This is a genomic window from Streptomyces radicis (genome assembly GCF_003626575.1).
In the GTDB taxonomy this organism is placed as follows: Bacteria; Actinomycetota; Actinomycetes; order Streptomycetales; family Streptomycetaceae; genus Streptomyces; species Streptomyces radicis.
In genome coordinates this window covers 75,687-91,376 of record NZ_RBDY01000015.1, presented here as the reverse complement: position 1 = coordinate 91,376, position 15,690 = coordinate 75,687, and the positions used below count along the sequence as shown (strand labels likewise).

General features: G+C 73.7%; 9 protein-coding genes and 1 pseudogene. 5 read left to right on the top strand and 5 right to left on the bottom strand.

Going from position 1 to position 15,690, the window contains the following annotated elements:
* Nucleotides 1-80: 80 nt before the first annotated feature.
* Nucleotides 81-755 (bottom strand): lytic polysaccharide monooxygenase, encoded by a 675-nt coding sequence (locus tag D7318_RS19690; protein WP_408055514.1) that lies wholly within the window; start codon nt 753-755, stop codon nt 81-83.
* Nucleotides 756-925: 170 nt separating this feature from the next.
* Between D7318_RS19690 and D7318_RS19685 the strand changes: the two genes are divergently transcribed.
* The gene (locus D7318_RS19685; RefSeq protein WP_120698442.1) at nt 926-2,695 is read left to right on the top strand and encodes an ABC transporter ATP-binding protein; all 1,770 of its coding nucleotides are present in this window, start codon (nt 926-928) and stop codon (nt 2,693-2,695) included.
* On the top strand, nt 2,692-4,404 hold the full coding sequence (locus tag D7318_RS19680) for an ATP-binding cassette domain-containing protein (protein ID WP_120698441.1): 1,713 nt from the start codon (nt 2,692-2,694) through the stop codon (nt 4,402-4,404). Before D7318_RS19685 ends, D7318_RS19680 begins: the two co-directional genes overlap by 4 nt.
* Here the strand turns inward: D7318_RS19680 and D7318_RS19675 are convergent.
* Together D7318_RS19675 and D7318_RS19670 are read right to left on the bottom strand one after the other, a co-directional pair.
* Entirely contained in the window at nt 4,353-5,105 is a 753-nt protein-coding gene (locus tag D7318_RS19675; RefSeq protein WP_120698440.1) for an aspartate/glutamate racemase family protein, read from the bottom strand. The two genes, D7318_RS19680 and D7318_RS19675, sit on opposite strands and share 52 nt — an antisense overlap.
* Nucleotides 5,102-6,628 (bottom strand): NCS1 family nucleobase:cation symporter-1, encoded by a 1,527-nt coding sequence (locus D7318_RS19670; RefSeq protein ID WP_120698439.1) that lies wholly within the window; start codon nt 6,626-6,628, stop codon nt 5,102-5,104. The genes D7318_RS19675 and D7318_RS19670 overlap by 4 nt, the downstream gene beginning before the upstream one ends.
* A 148-nt stretch (nt 6,629-6,776) precedes the next feature.
* Here D7318_RS19670 and D7318_RS19665 point away from each other — a divergent pair, with 148 nt between their 5' ends.
* Nucleotides 6,777-7,448, top strand: a complete 672-nt coding sequence (locus D7318_RS19665; RefSeq protein WP_220729708.1) for a helix-turn-helix domain-containing protein — start codon at nt 6,777-6,779, stop codon at nt 7,446-7,448.
* A gap of 35 nt (nt 7,449-7,483) precedes the next feature.
* Here D7318_RS19665 and D7318_RS19660 read toward each other — a convergent pair whose 3' ends face one another.
* Nucleotides 7,484-8,056 (bottom strand): hypothetical protein, encoded by a 573-nt coding sequence (locus tag D7318_RS19660; RefSeq protein ID WP_120698438.1) that lies wholly within the window; start codon nt 8,054-8,056, stop codon nt 7,484-7,486.
* Between the two features lie 143 nt (nt 8,057-8,199).
* Here D7318_RS19660 and D7318_RS19655 point away from each other — a divergent pair, with 143 nt between their 5' ends.
* Entirely contained in the window at nt 8,200-11,529 is a 3,330-nt protein-coding gene (locus tag D7318_RS19655) for a S8 family peptidase (protein WP_147437761.1), read from the top strand.
* Here D7318_RS19655 and D7318_RS19650 read toward each other — a convergent pair.
* Nucleotides 11,514-12,923 carry a hypothetical protein gene (locus D7318_RS19650; RefSeq protein WP_120698436.1) on the bottom strand — a complete coding sequence of 470 codons (1,410 nt, stop codon included), beginning with the start codon at nt 12,921-12,923 and terminating at the stop codon, nt 11,514-11,516. The genes D7318_RS19655 and D7318_RS19650 overlap by 16 nt on opposite strands.
* 170 nt (nt 12,924-13,093) lie before the next feature.
* Here D7318_RS19650 and D7318_RS35135 point away from each other — a divergent pair.
* Nucleotides 13,094-15,640, top strand: a pseudogene (locus tag D7318_RS35135) (type I polyketide synthase); the annotation flags it as partial.
* Between the last annotated feature and the right edge of the window lie 50 nt (nt 15,641-15,690).

The following is a 15,690-nucleotide window of genomic DNA, read 5'->3' as shown; positions in this document are numbered from 1 at the left end:
GCCCAGCGCCCGGCCGTTCCACGATCGGGCCCCGCCCGCGCGCCGGGAGAACGCGCGGGCGGGGCCCGTGGGGTGGTCGGTCAGAAGGTCACGTCGCTGCACAGGAAGTAGATCTGGTCGGCGTGCGACGCCTTCCAGATCGTGTAGACCACGTGGTGCCCGGTGCGGCCAGGCGCGCTGACGTCCACGGTGTAGTTGCCCGCGGGCGCGTAACGGTCCGTCGAGGCCACCTGCTCCAGGTCACCCCAGTCCAGGGCGTCCGTCTCGGCGTCGTAGCCCTGCCGCGTCACATAGACCTCGAGGTAGTCGGCCCCGTGGTACGCCTGGTCGACGACGTCGACCGTGAAGTCGTTGTCGATCTGCGACGTCTTCCAGGCACCCGGCGTGTCCAGCGAGTCGTACCGGCCGTCTTCCGTCTGACCGGCGCTGCACAGCTGGTTGTCGGGGATGAACGCCTGGAAGTCGCCGCCGGTGCCCTCGCGGTAGAGGCCGTTCCAGTTCCACATGGCATTGGTGTCGTGCTGCCACGCCTGCCAGCACATGGGGTCTTCCTGCTCCATGGCCGGGTTCTGGAAGTCGCTGCCCCAGCGCTGCCAGCAGGCGTAGTTGCGGGAGACGGGGTCCGCGGTCGAGCCGTGGGCGGTGGCCGCGGGGCTGGACCACGGAGTCACCAGAAGAACAGCGGCGGCCAGAACCGCCAGAAGGGCGCGCGATGTCCAGCCGCGCGCGGCGGTGCGATCGTGTCGAAGCGTCAACACTGCGTCTCCTCGTCCAGGAGGTGGGGGGTTTCTCAGCCGATTGGGAGCGCTCCCAATCCTGAACGTTCCCCGCGGACCCGGGAATTGAAACGTTCAATCCATATCGGGCGGAACCCACCCGGCTCCGTGGTACTGCTGGGATCCGCCGCGACCGAGGGGAAGCCCACGTGACCACGCCGACCGCGCCGACCGCGTCCGCCGACCGCCCGCCGCCGCCGCGACTCGCGCTGCGGTATCTCGCGGCGCGGCGGGGCGCGTTGACCGCGCTCGGCGCGCTGCTCCTGCTGTCGACGGCGATGGCGGTCGTCACGCCGCAGCTCCTGCGGCGCTTCATCGACCGGGCGGCGGAGTCGGCCGACACGTCGTCGCTGGCCTCGCTCGCGGCGGCGTTCATGGCGCTCGCCGTGCTGACCGAGCTGCTGCTCGTGGCCGGGGACGTGCTGGCCGCGCGCGTGGCCTGGTCGGCGACCAACGAGCTGCGGGTCGATCTCACCCGGCATGTCCTCGGCCTCGATCTCGCCTTCTCCGAGCGCCACTCGGGCGGTGAGCTGATCGAGCGGATCGACGGCGACGTGGGCAAGCTCGCCAACTTCTTCTCGCGGATGTTCCTGCTGATCGTCTCCAACTCCCTGCTCCTGCTGGGCATCGGCGTCGCCCTGGCCGTCCAGGACTGGCGCGTCGGCCTGTGCTACGCGCCCCTGGTGGTCGGGGCCGTGCTGCTGCTGCGGCGCCTGGTGGGGGGTGCGGTCCCGGCGTCTGCGGAGCACCGGGCCGCCACCGCCCGGCTGCTCGGCCACCTGGCGGAGCGCCTTGGCGGCCTGGAGGACATCGGCCCCAACGGCGCTCGCGACCATGTGCGGCGCGGCTTCTGGGCCCATGCCGCGCGGCTGCTGACGGCGGCCCGCGGGTCCGCCGCGCTGGGGGTGCGCTGGCCCGCCGCCGCGCAGGGGCTCGCGTCGTTCGGGCTGCTCCTGGCCGTGCTGGTCGGCGCCCTGCTCCTCGTCTCGGGGCAGACGACCGTGGGGGGCGCGTATGTGTTCGTCGCCTATGCCGGGATGCTCCAGATGCCGCTGCTGCACATCGCCCATCAGGTCCATGACCTGGAGGAGGCGCTGGCCGCGCTGGGCCGGGTGGGCGAGCTGTTCGCCGAGCGGGGGGCCGTGCCGGACGGGCCCGGGCGGCTGCGGCGCACGGCCGCGCGCGGCATGGCCGTCGAGCTCGCGGAGGTGTCCTTCGGCTACGGGGACGGGGCGTTCGCGCTGCGCGGGGTGTCCCTCCGGCTGGCGCCGGGGGAACGCCTCGCCGTCCTCGGGCGCACCGGGGCGGGGAAGAGCACACTGACCAAGCTGCTGTTCCGGCTCGCCGACCCCGACGCGGGGCGGATCCTGTTCGACGGGCAGGATCTCCGCGGCCTGTCGGTCGACTCGGTGCGCCGACAGGTCGGCCTTGTCACCCAGGAGGTGTGGATCTTCCACGCCACCGTGCGGGAGAACGTCGCCGTGTTCGACCCCGGCGTGCCGGACGAGGACATCAGGCGGGCGCTGTGTGAGGTGGGCCTGGGCGACTGGCTGGAACGGCTGCCGCACGGGCTGGACACGGTGCTGGGCTCCGGTGGCGTGGGCCATTCGGCGGGCGAGGCCCAACTGCTGGCGTTCGCACGGGTGTTGATCGTCGATCCCGGCCTTGTGGTGCTGGACGAGGCGTCGTCCCGGCTGGATCCGGCGGGCCGCCGCGCGTTCCGGGCCGCGGCCGAGCGGCTGCTCGCCGGGCGGACGGCCGTCGTCATCGCCCACCAGGTGGAGGCGGCGCGCACCGCGGATCGGATCCTGGTGCTGCGGGACGGCGAGGTGCTCGAACTCGGCCGCCGCGAGGCGCTGTTGGCCGACCCCGGCTCGGAGTTCGGCCGCCGCTGGCGCGCCGCGGAGGTGACGGCGTGACCTGGCATCTGTTCCGGCTGCTCGCGGGCCGCCCACGGCCCCATCTGCTCCTGGACGCGCTGTGGACCTTGCTGCGCGTGACGATCCTGCTGACGGGGCTGCTGCTCCAGGCCGTGTTCGACCACCTGGCCACCGGCTCGCAGGACCGCGGCCCGATCGTGCTGTGGGCGGCGCTGCTCGCGGTCAACGAGGCGGCGCGGCTGGTGCTCTGGTACGGGGTCGTGCTCAGCCGGGTCGAGCCGACCTACACGTACACGGTGCGCTCGGGCCTTCAGGACCGGGTCGTCGGCGCGGTGCTGCGCCGCCCCGCGGCCACGGCGTTGCGGCACCCGGTCGGGGACGTGGTCAGCAGGCTGGGCGGCGACGCGGACGAGGTGGGCGTCTTCGCCATCTGGTCCGCGTCGAACGTCGCGCGCCTGGCGATCGCGGGCGTCGCCATCGCGGTCATGGCACGGGTCGACGCGGTGGCGACGGCGGGTCTGGTGGCCGTGATCGCCGTGGTCACCGTGCTGGGGCGGCTGCTCAACGGGCCCGTGGGGCGCCGCAGGGAGGCGAGCCGGGCGGCGGCCGGTGAGGTCAGCACCGTGGTGGGCGAGGCCGTGGGCGGCTTCCTCGCACTGAAGGCGGCGCGCGCCGAGGGGCGGATGACCGAGCGGCTGCGGGTCGCGAGCGACCGGCGGCGGGCGGCGGCCGTGCGGGACGAGGCGCTCGCCTCCGCCCAGGAGTCGCTCTTCCGCGTCACCACCGCGTTGGGCACCGGCCTTGTGCTGCTGCTGGTGGCGGGCCGGATGCGGGAGGGGGCGTTCTCGGTGGGCGACCTGGCGCTCTTCGTCTTCTACACCCAGTTCATCGGCGAGGCCGTGAACGCGCTCGGCATGCTACTCGGCCGGATCAGGCAGGCGGGGGTCTCGCTGGGGCGCCTTGGCGAACTCGCCGAAGGGCCGGGGGAGGTGGCCGTCGCGGCGCTCGTCCATCTCGACCACGCGGCGCCGCCCGCGCCGGGGCCGCCCCGGCGGGAGCCGCTGCGTTCCCTGTCGGTGTCCGCGTTGACGTGTCTCCACCCGGGCACGGACCGGGGCGTGCGCGGTGTGGACCTGTCGGTGCGGCCAGGGACGCTGACCGTGGTCACCGGGCCGGTCGGCGCGGGGAAGACGACGCTGCTGCGGGCGCTGCTCGGGGTGCTGCCCGCGGGCGGGGAGATCCGGTGGAACGGGGAGGTGGTCGCCGATCCCGGCGCGTTCATGGTGCCGCCGCGGGTGGCGTATCTGCCGCAGGTGCCGGCGTTGTTCAGCGGCACGCTGCGGGAGAACGTGCGGCTCGGCGTCGAGTGCGACGACGCCGAGGTGCTCAGGGTGCTCGAGCTCGCCACCCTGGGGCCCGACCTGGCGGCGATGCCGCAGGGGCTCGACACCGTCGTCGGGCCCCGGGGGGCGCGGCTGTCGGGTGGCCAGGCCAGGCGGGTGGCCCTCGCCAGGGCGCTGCTGCGCGACCCCGAGCTGCTGGTGCTCGACGACGTCTCCAACGCGCTCGACCTCGACACCGAACGGGCGCTGTGGGCGAACCTCCTGGCGACGGCCAGGACGGTGCTCGCGGTCACGCACCGGGCCGAGGTGATCGCCGCGGCCGACCGGGTGGTGCGGCTGGAGGCGGGGCGCGTTCACGGCGTGGTGGCCCCGCGGCGGCCGAACGAGCTGAGCGGGCCCGCGTAGCGCTTGGGGGGCGGGGCCGCGTACTCGCCGCCCTTGGCGGTCCGCAGGTCGAGGGCCAGCAGCGACTCGACGAGCTTCACCGCGGCCGTCACCCCGTCGACGACCCGCGCCCCGACGCTCCCGGCGAGCCCGGGGGCCAGGGGGGCCATTCCGGCGCAGCCGAGCACGACGGCGTCGCACCGGTCGCGGGCGACGGCCTCGCGGCACGCCTCGGTGAGCGTCCTCACCGTCTCGGGGGACGGGTCGTCGAGGTCGAGCACCGGGATCTCGCACGCGTGCACGCCCAGGCACGCCCGCTCGAAGCCGTAGCGCCGTGCGAGGTCCCAGGTGCGCCCGGCCGTTCGGGAGAGGGTGGTCACCACGCTGAAGCCGCGCCCGACGAGGGTGGCGAGGTGCATCGCCGCCTCGGCGATGCCGACGACGGGGCCGACCGCCACCTCGCGCGCCGCGTCGAGCCCCGGGTCGCCGAAGCAGGCGATGACATGGCCGTGCGCCCCGCCCGACTCCCCCGCGGCGACCTCGGCGAGCACGCCGGGCACGGCCAGGGCCTCGTCGTAGTGGCTCTCGATCGACTCGGGCCCCATCGCCGGGCTCACGGCGGTGATCTCGGTCGAGGGCGCCGCCACCGCCCTGGCCCGGCGGCCGATGCTCTCGGTCATGGCCAGGCTGGTGTTGGGGTTGATGACGCGGACGCGCTTCACGGGGCGGGCACCTCGGGCGGGACGATGCGGGGCGAGCGCCGTTCGAGCGCCATGAACGTCGCGAAGCCGAGGGCGCAGCCGATGAACCAGCTGTAGTCGGAGATCTCCGTCAGGTCGGCCGTGGTGAGGTCGAGGTCGAGCAGCAGCTTGGGAACGAGCACGGACGCGACCGCGGGGACGCCGCTGGCGACCGTGGCCCACAGCGCGTTCGGGTTGACGCCGCCCCTGAACCAGTAGCGGGCCTCGGGGTCGCGGGTGAACAGGGCGTGCACGTCGACGCGTTGGTGGCTGATGACGTAGTAGCCCGCGATCAGGATGCCGAACAGCGGCCCGATGAGGGCGCCGAGCAGGCCGAGGGTGTAGTGGATGGCGTCGGGGTCGCTGTACCAGTTCCAGGGGGTCAGCAGCACCGAGCCGACGGCGGCGATCATGCCGCCCGCGCGCCAACTGATCTTCTGTGGGCTGACGTTGGAGAAGTCGAAGGCCGGGGAGATGAAGTTGGCGACTATGTTGATGCCGATGGTCGCGATGACGAACGTCAGCCCGCCGAGGACGATCGCGAACGTCGTGTCGATGCGTTCCACGGTGTGGATCGGGTCGGTGATCAGCTCGCCGAAGACCGGCACGGTGGCCGACGCGGTGATGACCGTGAGGAGGGAGAAGAAGAGAAAGTTCACCGGGAGGCCGAGGAGGTTGCCGCGCTTGACCGCGGTGAACGACCTTCCGTAGCGCGCGAAGTCGCCGAAGTTGAGCATGGGGCCCGAGAAGTAGGACACGACGAGGGCGATGGCGCTCAGCATGACGGGGAGGGAGGCGCCGAAGTCGAGGGAGTCGCCCTGGGAGAGGTTGAAGCTGATGTTCTCCCACCCGGCGCGGCTGACCAGGTAGCCGGCGAGCACGATCATGACGACATAGACGGCGGGGCCCGCCCAGTCGATGAAACGGCGGATCGACTCCATGCCGCGCCAGAAGACGGCGGCCTGGGCGACCCAGAGGATGGCGTAGCAGAGGTAGCCGAGCGGCGAGAGCCCGAAGATCGTCGTGTCGTTGAGCGAGGCGGACCACTCCGGCCAGAACTTCATGAAGATGATGAGCAACGACTGCGACGCGAGGTAGGTCTGCACGCCGTACCAGGCGATCGCGATCGCGCCGCGGATGACGGCGGGGATGTTGGCGCCGCGCACGCCGAAGACGGCTCGGTTGATGACCGGGTAGGGCACGCCCGTGACCTGGCTCGGCTTGGCGACGAGGTTGCAGAAGACGTGGACGATGAGGATGCCCGCCACGAGCGCGAAGAGCACCTGCCAGCTGGCGAGGCCGAGGGCGAACAGGCTGCCCGCGGTGACATAGCCGCCGACGCTGTGCACGTCGGACATCCAGAACGCGAAGATGTTGTACGAGGACCAGCTCTGTCGCTCGACGGGCGCGAGGTCCTCGTTGGTCAGGCTGGGGTCGTAGGGCGGCCGGTCGTCCGAGGGGGTCGGCTCGGCCCGGCGGGCGGGCGCTTCCAGGTGTTCGGTCATGACAGCTCCATGGCGTCGTGAGGAAGCTCGTGCGGAAGCTGGAGTAGCGTGGCGGTGGAGTGTGGGGCGCGCCCGTGAAGCTATCGCTTAACACTCCGGGGTGTTTTTCGACCGTGTAAACGATGTGTCGCCATTGGGGGGCCCAGCCGTGACCGCCTGGATGTCGAAGTCCGGTACCGCGACCGGCGCCGACGCGCCGACGCCGGGGACCGGCGCGCCCGAGCCGGGGCGCGCGGAGGTCGAGGCCGTGAGCAACGAACGCCTCGGCGCGCGGCTGCGCGAACTGCGGCTCGGCTCGGGGAAGTCACTGCGCGCCCTGGCGCGCGAGCTGGGGATCTCGGCCAGCGCGGTCTCCCAGATCGAGCGCGGCGCGCTGCGCCCCTCGGTCAGTCGGCTCATCGCCATCGTGACCGCGCTCGACGTCCCCCTCGCCGCGGTCTTCGACGCCTCGGAGGCCGGAGCGGACGAGGGCGACCCCGGGCCCATCGCGATCCGCCGCGCGTGGGAGGTCGCCCCCGTCTTCCTGGACGGCGGCGTCGTCTTCCGCCGCCTGTCCCCCGCCCCCGTGCCCGACGTGGAGTTCTTCGAGTCGACCTATCCGCCGGGGTCCGTCTCGAACGCGCACCGGCAGTTCCTCAAGCACGAGGGCTACGAGGTGGGGACCGTCACCGAGGGCGAGCTGACCATCGAGTTCGACGCGGAGACGGTCACCCTCCGCGCGGGCGACTCGATCACCTATCCGTGCCGCAGGCCACACATCATCAGCAACAGGTCGGAGACGGCGACGGCCGTGGCCACCTGGCTCATCATCCACCGCTGAGCGACCGGGCGTTCGGCGCGTTCGGGCCCTTCGCCTCAGGTGAGCGTCTGCGACTCCAGCTGGCGCCGCGCGCCGTCCGTCCACGCGCGCAGGTCGGCGCCGAGCGCGGCGGTCCTCTCGTCGAGCGCCCTCAGGGCGTCCGCGTAGTCCAGCTCCTCGACGCGGGCGGCGAGCAGCCAGGCGTCGAGCCGTGCCACGGCGTGGTGCGCCGTGGCCTGGATGCGCTCCGCCCGGTCGACCTCCGCGCCGTCGAGCGTGAGCCCCAGCGTCGACCGCCTCAGTTGCAGGGCGTCGATGAACCCGTCGAGGTCCCGCCGCGCCTCGCCGAGCCCCTGGCCCGAGCCGCTGCCCCGGAAGCGCAGCTCCTCGATCCGCCGCACGTCGCCGATCGCCCGCCTGACGTCGTCCATGGCCACGAGGAACGCCAGGTAGGCGTCGTACCGTGCCTGCCACACCGCGTACTGCCGCTGCCCGGCCAGCTGCACCCGCACCCCGTCGAGCATGCTCCTGGCCTGCGTCCGTCCGGCGAGAAAGCCGAGGACCCCGGCCCCGACCGTTCCCGCCGTCGCGATGCCGACCCCCACCAGGGTGGCTACCTCGGGCGTCATGCGCTCGAACGTAGCGGTCAGGGCTGCCTGTTGGCGCCGGGGAGGGGTCGGGGCGGCCGAAGTTGACCTGATCCTGGCCATCGAAATCGGGACTTCTCGCGTCACCGTTCCGCGGGGTGTTTTCCCGCATAGGCTCCCGCCGCATGAAACGACACGTACAGGTCGCGGCCGCCTCGTTCGCCGTGGTGGCAGGCCTGATCACCATCCCCCCGACGGCGGGCGCCGAGCCCGCGCCGGGCGTCGGGGCCGCGGGGGCGGCCGCGGGCGTCACCCTGATCACCGGGGACCGGGTGCTGCTCGACGCCGAGGGCGAGGTGGCGTCGGTGACCCGCGGCGAGGGCCGGGAGCGCATGGCCTTCTCGGTCCGCGGCACCGAGCGCGGGCTCCTCGTGGTGCCGAGCGACGCCGAGCCGCTGATCCGGCGCGGAGTCGTCGATCAACAGCTCTTTGATGTAAGGGAGTTGAGCCGCCCTCAGTATCGGCGGGCGGCCGGTGACGGCATACCGGTCATCGCGACCTACGACGGCGAGCGCCCCGCGCGCCTCTTCGGCGAAGGGGGCCCCGAGGTGCGGGCCGAGCTGGAGAGCGTCAACGGCGAGGCCCTGACCGTGGCCGACGAGGACGCCGCCGACGTGTGGGCCGCGCTGACCGACCCGCGCGCCCTGGCCGAGTCCTCCGGGATCGCCACCCTGGCCCTCGACGGGCTCAACCGCGCCGCGCTCGACACCAGCACCGCCAGGATCGGCGCCCCCGAGGCGTGGGAGGCGGGTCACGACGGGGAGGGGGTGACCGTCGCGGTGCTCGACACCGGGATCGACGCGTCGCACCCCGACCTGGCGGGCGGCAAGGTCGTCGCCGAGGCCATCTTCGCGGGCACGCCCGACGCCCATGACCACCACGGGCACGGCACCCACGTCGCGTCGATCGCCGCGGGTACCGGGGCCCACTCGGGCGGCGCCTACACCGGCGTCGCCCCGGGCGCGCGGCTGCTGAACGCCAAGGTCCTCGATGACGACGGCTGGGGCTTCGACTCGGGGATCGTCCAGGGCATGGAGTGGGCGGTCGCCCAGGACGCGCGGATCGTCAACCTGAGCCTGGGCAGCGCCGACGAGCCCGGCCCCGACGTGCTCGAGGAGGCCGTCGACCGGCTCTCGGCCGAGTCCGGCGCGCTGTTCGTGATCGCCGCGGGCAACGCGGGCCCTGGCCAGGTCTCCAGCCCCGCCACGGCCGACGCGGCCCTCGCGGTCGGCGCGGTCGACGACGCGGACGCGCTGGCCGACTTCTCGGGAACGGGCCCGCGCCAGGGCGACTTCGCGGTCAAGCCCGATCTGACGGCGCCGGGCGTCGCCATCGGCGCGGCGGCGGCCGACGGCAGCGTGCTCACCGGGGAGAACGAGCCGGTGGCCGACGGCTACATCGCCCTTGACGGCACATCGATGGCGGCGCCCCATGTGGCGGGCGCGGCGGCGCTGCTGCTCCAGCGGCACCCCGACTGGACCGGGGCACAGGTGAAGGCCGCGCTGGTCGGCTCCGCCGAGCCGAACCCGGGGCTGGGGGCGTTCGAGCAGGGCTCGGGACGCGTCGACGTGGCGAGTGCCGTCGAGCAGACGGTGATCGCCGAGCCGGTGTCGCTGGGCTTCGGGTCCGCGCTGTGGCCGCACGAGGACGACGAGCCGATCGCCCGGGCGTTGACCTACCGCAACCTCGGCGACGTGGACGTCACCCTGGACCTCGGGCTGACGAGCCGCGGCCCGGCGGGTGGGGCGGCGCCCGAAGGGATGTTCACGCTGGGCGCCGAGCGGGTCACCGTGCCCGCGGGGGGCACGGCCGCGGTCGAGGTCACCGCCGACACCCGGCTCGGCGGCGACGTCGACGGCGACTACAGCGTCCTCGTCACCGCGAACCCCGCCGACGGCGGCGGCCCTTCGGTCCGCACCGCGGGCGCGGTGCACCGGGAGGGCGAGCGTTACGAGCTGACCGTCGAGGCCATCGGCCGCGACGGCGGGCCGCACCCCGAGTGGGGCTTCTCCCTCCAGGGCCTCGCCGACGACACGGTCCGCACGCTGTCGCACAGCGCGGGCGCGGACGCGCGGAGCGCCGCCGACACCGCCACCCTCAGGGTGCCCCCGGGCGACTACGCCGCCCGGCTCGAAGGGTTCGTCGTGGACGAGGACCTCACCCTCGTCGGAGGCGAGTCGTTCATGCGGCCGCTGCTTGAGATCACCGAGGACACGACCCTCACGTTCGACGCGCGGAAGGGCCGGGAGATCGACCTTTCGGTGTTCGCGGAAGACGCCGTCCAGGCCAATCTGATCATCGGCTACACCGACCGCGACGGCTATGGGAGCACGGCCATCCTGCCGGGGGACCTCCCCGAGGGCTTCCGCACGAAGCACCTGGGACCCGAGGTGCCCGAGGCCGACTTCCGGTCCTTCGTCAGCGCGGGCTGGACGGGGGCGGAGGGGCGTTACCACACCTCCTACGCCCGCGGGGGGAGCTTCTTCACGGGCCTGGCCGACCATCTCGACGAGGAGGAGATGGCCGAGCTGACCGTCGAGCAGGGGGCATGGGCCGAGGGGCGGCTGGGGTACACGCTCGTCTGGCCCGAGACCGGCCCCGCGACCAGCGTCTCCGCGGTCGACGAGCCGGGCCACGCCCTGCCGCGGTCCACCACGGAGTACGTCAGGGCGAACGGCATGGGCTGGGCCGTCGGCGTGGACCAGTACACCCCCGACGGCGAGTCGGACGGCACCTACCAGACCGGGACCCGGCGCTACGCCGCGGGCGAACGCCATGAACTCGCCCTGGGCATCGGCGTCTTCGGCCCCCACCTGGGCCCCGGCGAAGGGCTGACGCGCCAGGGCGACCGCCTCTCGGCCGAGCTCGACCTGTTCACCGACGGCCGGGGGAACCACCTCTTCAGCGGCCGCTACGACGAGCTGTCGATCACGCTGCTCCGCGACGGCGAGGTCCTCCTGACCACGGAGGACGCCCGCCACTGCCAGGGCTGGGAGCTGTTTCCGCCGTACCTCCAGAGCTGTGTGCGCTTCGACGTCCCGCCGGACGAGGCCGCGTACGAGTGGGTCACCCGCGTCGGGCGCGACCCTTCGGTGGGCGTCAGCACCGAGGTGACCACGGCGTTCTCCTTCACCTCGGCGCACGCGCCAGGCGAGGAGCCGGAGGAGCTGTCCGTCCCGGTCGCGCGCTTCACCCCGGAGCTGGCACCGGACAGCTCCGCCCCGGCGGGAGAGGCGTTCGCGGTCCCGGTGACCGTCGAGGGCGGCCGCGGGTCGCTGTCCGTCGAGGTCTCCCTCGACCGCGGTGAGACGTGGGACGAACTCCCCGTCGTGGACGGCGAGGTGACGGTGACCAACCCGGCCGCGGGCGGCAGCGTCTCGCTCAGGGCCGAGGTCTCAGGCGCGGAGGGGAACACCACGCGCCAGACGATCCTCGACGCCTATCTGACCCGGTAGGGCGGGTCGCTCAGTGGCCTCACCACGTCCATCGACGTTCCCGCCACCGCGTTCATCCGGGGCTTGCGGAGGTCGAGGACGGGCGTCGGGTTCGCGAGGGCGTGGGAGGCCAGCAGGTTCATCAGGGCCCAGATCACCTCGGGGCGTCCCGTCAGGGGGAACTCCTGGCCGTCGGGCGCGATGACCTTGGCCGCGGTGGTGCCGGCGAGCAGATTGGTGCGGGCCCAGTCGATGGTGTACCACCGGCCGTTCGGGCTGACGCTGAGGACGACCTCCCTGGTGCGGTGCAGGACCGCGAGGTAGTCCATCGGCACGGTCAGCCGCCTGGCGGCGTCGAACGGGGGTGTGCCATCGGCCGGTCGGACGCGCAGCACCGTGTCGAGGACCGGGCCATGGTCCTGGAACGTGTGCGTGGCGGCCATCTTCAGGAAGCGGGCCCGCACCAGCACACCGCCGCGGCGCGACCACCGTCGGCCGACCGAGCCGAACGCCCCAGGCTCGCCGGGCAGTTGGTCCACGATCCACCGCGCCTCCTCGCCGGGCTCGGTCACCGGCGCCCGGTCCTCGGGGTGGGCGCGGTACCGCTCGGCCAGGGCGGTGCAACGCGCCGCCGTGTCCGCGTCCAGGCGCCGGAGGTCGATCGTGTCGCCGATCATCTCGACGCCTCCGGCCGACCGGAAGATCCGCATCTGCCGCAGCAGGCGACCGGGGCGCCCGGTCACCTCGGTCGTCCGGCCCTCGATGTCGATCACCCGGCACGTTCGCGTGCCCGCCAGGAGGGCGCTGCGCGGCCACAGGGGCACGACCTTGCGATCGGCCCCCGGCCCGGCGGGCTCGACGAGGACGGCCAGGCGGCCAGCCGTGACCGCCGACAGGCACACGGACGGCACCCGGCACTCGCCCGTGACCTCGAACGCGTCGGAGCCCTCGGCGTCCTCGGCTTCCTCGGAGCCGTGGACCCGCAGTCTCAGCCTGATCAGCGGCGTGAACTCGTCGGGGGCGTGGTCGCCGCCGTAGGTCGTGAAGGTCGCCTCGCCCTCGGGGCTGTAGCGCACCAGGGACGCCTCCAGGACGTCCGCCCGCGCCAGTCGCGCCCGCGCGGAGCCCGCGGGGGACCGTGGCGCCCACAGCACAAAGGTGTCGTCCCCGTAGGAGACGTCCGTGTCCCTCAGCAGGTCCCCGCGCGAGATCCGGGGGACCTCGTTCCGCGTGGCCCTCAGGGCCACGACGACGATCAGGACCGAGCCGACCAGCCCGATGAGGAGCGCGATCCAGGCCCAGTCCTCGCCGTCGCGCCAGGCGGCGAATCCCACGACGAGGGCGATCGGCGCCGGACACAGGCAGATCGCGCAGAAGATGAGCTTGCCGACCAGCACACCCGCATAGCTCCGCATGTCCCCCGCCTCGGCTCGACCGACCCCCATCGTCCCGGCACCCCCGCCCCGGCACCACCCCTCGGACGCGCCGGCGGCCCTAGGGGGCCTTACGGGTAGCTAGGGACGGGCGGGGGGACAGACGATCGTCCCTCAGGACGAACGCCGGACGCCGGCGTTTTCGGAGCGCGATGAGGGAGGCGCTCGGCACCATGACGAGTGAGCTTGTGCACGGTACTGATGCCATCGCCATCACCGGCCTGTCGTGTCGTCTCCCGCAGGCGCCCGACCCGGGCGCCTTCTGGGAGCTGCTGCGCGCCGGGCGCAGCGCGATCACCGAGGTGCCGCCCGAGCGCTGGGACGCGGACGCGGTCATGCCCGACGCGGATGAACGGCATCGGGCGGGCCTGCGGTACGGAGGGTTCCTCGACCGGGTGGACCGGTTCGACGCGGCGTTCTTCGGGATCTCCCCGCGCGAGGCCGTGGCGATCGACCCTCAGCAGCGGCTGTTCGCGGAGCTCGCCTGGGAGGCGCTCGAGGACGCGGGCATCGTTCCCGAGACGCTGCGTGGCAGCGCGACGGGCGTCGTCGTCGGGGCCATCGCGGGTGACTACGCGGCGCTCGCCCAGCGGGGCGGCGCGGTCACGCAGCACTCGCTGCCGGGCCTGAACCGCGGCGTCATCGCCAACCGCGTCTCCTACGCGCTCGGCCTGCGCGGCCCGAGCCTGGCGGTCGACTCCGCGCAGTCCTCGTCGCTCGTGGCCGTGCACCTGGCCGTGGAGAGCCTCCGCAAGGGCGAGACCACCCTGGCGCTGGCGGGCGGCGTGGCGCTCAACTTCGCGCCCGAGAGCGCCGAAGTGGCGGGCAGGTTCGGGGGGTTGTCGCCGGACGGGCGCTCCTTCACGTTCGACGCGCGGGCCAACGGCTATGTCCGCGGCGAGGGCGGCGGCGTCGTGGTGCTCAAGCCGCTGGCGCACGCGGTGCGCGACGGCGACCGGGTGTACGGGGTCATCCTCGGCAGCGCGGTCAACAACGACGGCGCCACCGCAGGGCTCACCGTGCCGAGCGCCGAGGCCCAGGCCGCGGTCCTGCGGCGGGCGTGCGAGGACGCGGGCGTCGACCCGGCGCTGGTGCGCTATGTGGAGCTGCACGGCACGGGCACCCCGACGGGCGACCCGCTCGAGGCGGCGGGCGTGGGCGCCACGTACGGCAGCGCGCGCCCCGCGGGCTCGCCCGTCCTGGTCGGCTCGGCCAAGACGAACGTCGGCCACCTGGAGGGCGCCGCCGGAATCGTCGGGCTCATCAAGACGGCGCTGAGCATCAGGCACCGCGAGATCCCGGCGAGCCTCAACTACGAGACACCCCACCCCCGCATCGACCCCGAGGCGCTGAACCTGCGCGTCCCGACGGCCGCGGGCCCGTGGCCCGACGCGCCGCTGCTCGCCGGGGTCAGCTCGTTCGGCGTGGGCGGGACCAACTGCCATGTCGTGCTCGGCGAGGCGCCCGACGGCGGCGCCCCCGAGGGCGCGCCGCGGGAGGGCGAGCCTGAGATCCCGCTCGTTCCCTGGCCGGTGTCGGGGCGCACCGATGCGGCCCTGCGCGCCCAGGCGGGGCGGCTGGCCGACCTGACGTCGACGGGCGCCGACGCGTTCGACACCGGCTGGTCGCTCGCGACCACGCGCACGCACTTCGAGCGCCGCGCGGTGCTGCTCGGCCCCGACCACGGCGCCCAGCTCGCGGCGTTGCGCGCCGGGACCGAGGCGCCGGGGCTCGTCACGGGCGCCATGGGCGACCGCGGCAAGGTCGCGCTCGTCTTCCCGGGGCAGGGCTCGCAGTGGGAGGGGATGGCGCGCGAACTGCTTCGCGGCTCAACGGTGTTCCGCGCCTCGATCGAGGCGTGCGCCACCGCGCTCGCCCCGTTCACCGACTGGTCGCTGCTCGACACGCTCACCGGCGCCCCCGGCGCGCCGTCGCTCGAGCGGGCGGATGTCGTCCAGCCCACGCTGTTCGCGGTGATGGTCTCGCTGGCCCGGGTGTGGGAGTCGCTCGGCGTGCGCCCCGACGCGGTCGTCGGGCACTCGCAGGGCGAGGTCGCCGCGGCGCACATCGCGGGCGCGCTCGACCTGGCGGACGCCGCAAGGATCGTGGCGCTGCGCAGCCGGACGATCATGTCGCTCTCGGGCACCGGGGCGATGGCGTCGCTGCCGCTCGCGGCGAACCGGGTCGCGGAGTACATCGCCCCGTTCGGCGAGGCCCTGAGCGTCGCCGCGATCAACGGCCCCGGCACCACGATCGTGGCGGGGACGCCCGAGGCCGTGGTGGAGCTGCTGGCCCGCTGCGAGGGGGAAGGCGTCCGCGCGAAGGCCGTGCCCGCCGTGGACTTCGCCTCCCACTCGCCGCATGTGGAGGCCATCAGGGAGCCGCTGCTCGACCAGCTCGCCGAGGTGGAGCCGCGCGCGTGCGACGTCGCGTTCTACTCGACGGTCACCGGCACGGCCGTCAACACCGCGAGCCTGGACGCCGAGTACTGGTACGCCAACCTCCGCAGGCCCGTGCTCTTCGAGGCGACGCTCAGGACGATGGCGGACGAGGGCTACGGCACGTTCGTGGAGTCGAGCCCGCACCCCGTGCTGCGGCTCGGGCTGCGCGAGACGCTGCCCGACGCGCTGGTCGTGGGCTCGCTGCGGCGGAACGAGGCGCCTTGGCCGCTGCTGCTCGCGTCCCTCGCGGAGCTGCACGTGAACGGCGTGCCCGTGGACTGGTCCGCGGTCTTCGCCGGGCGGACGCC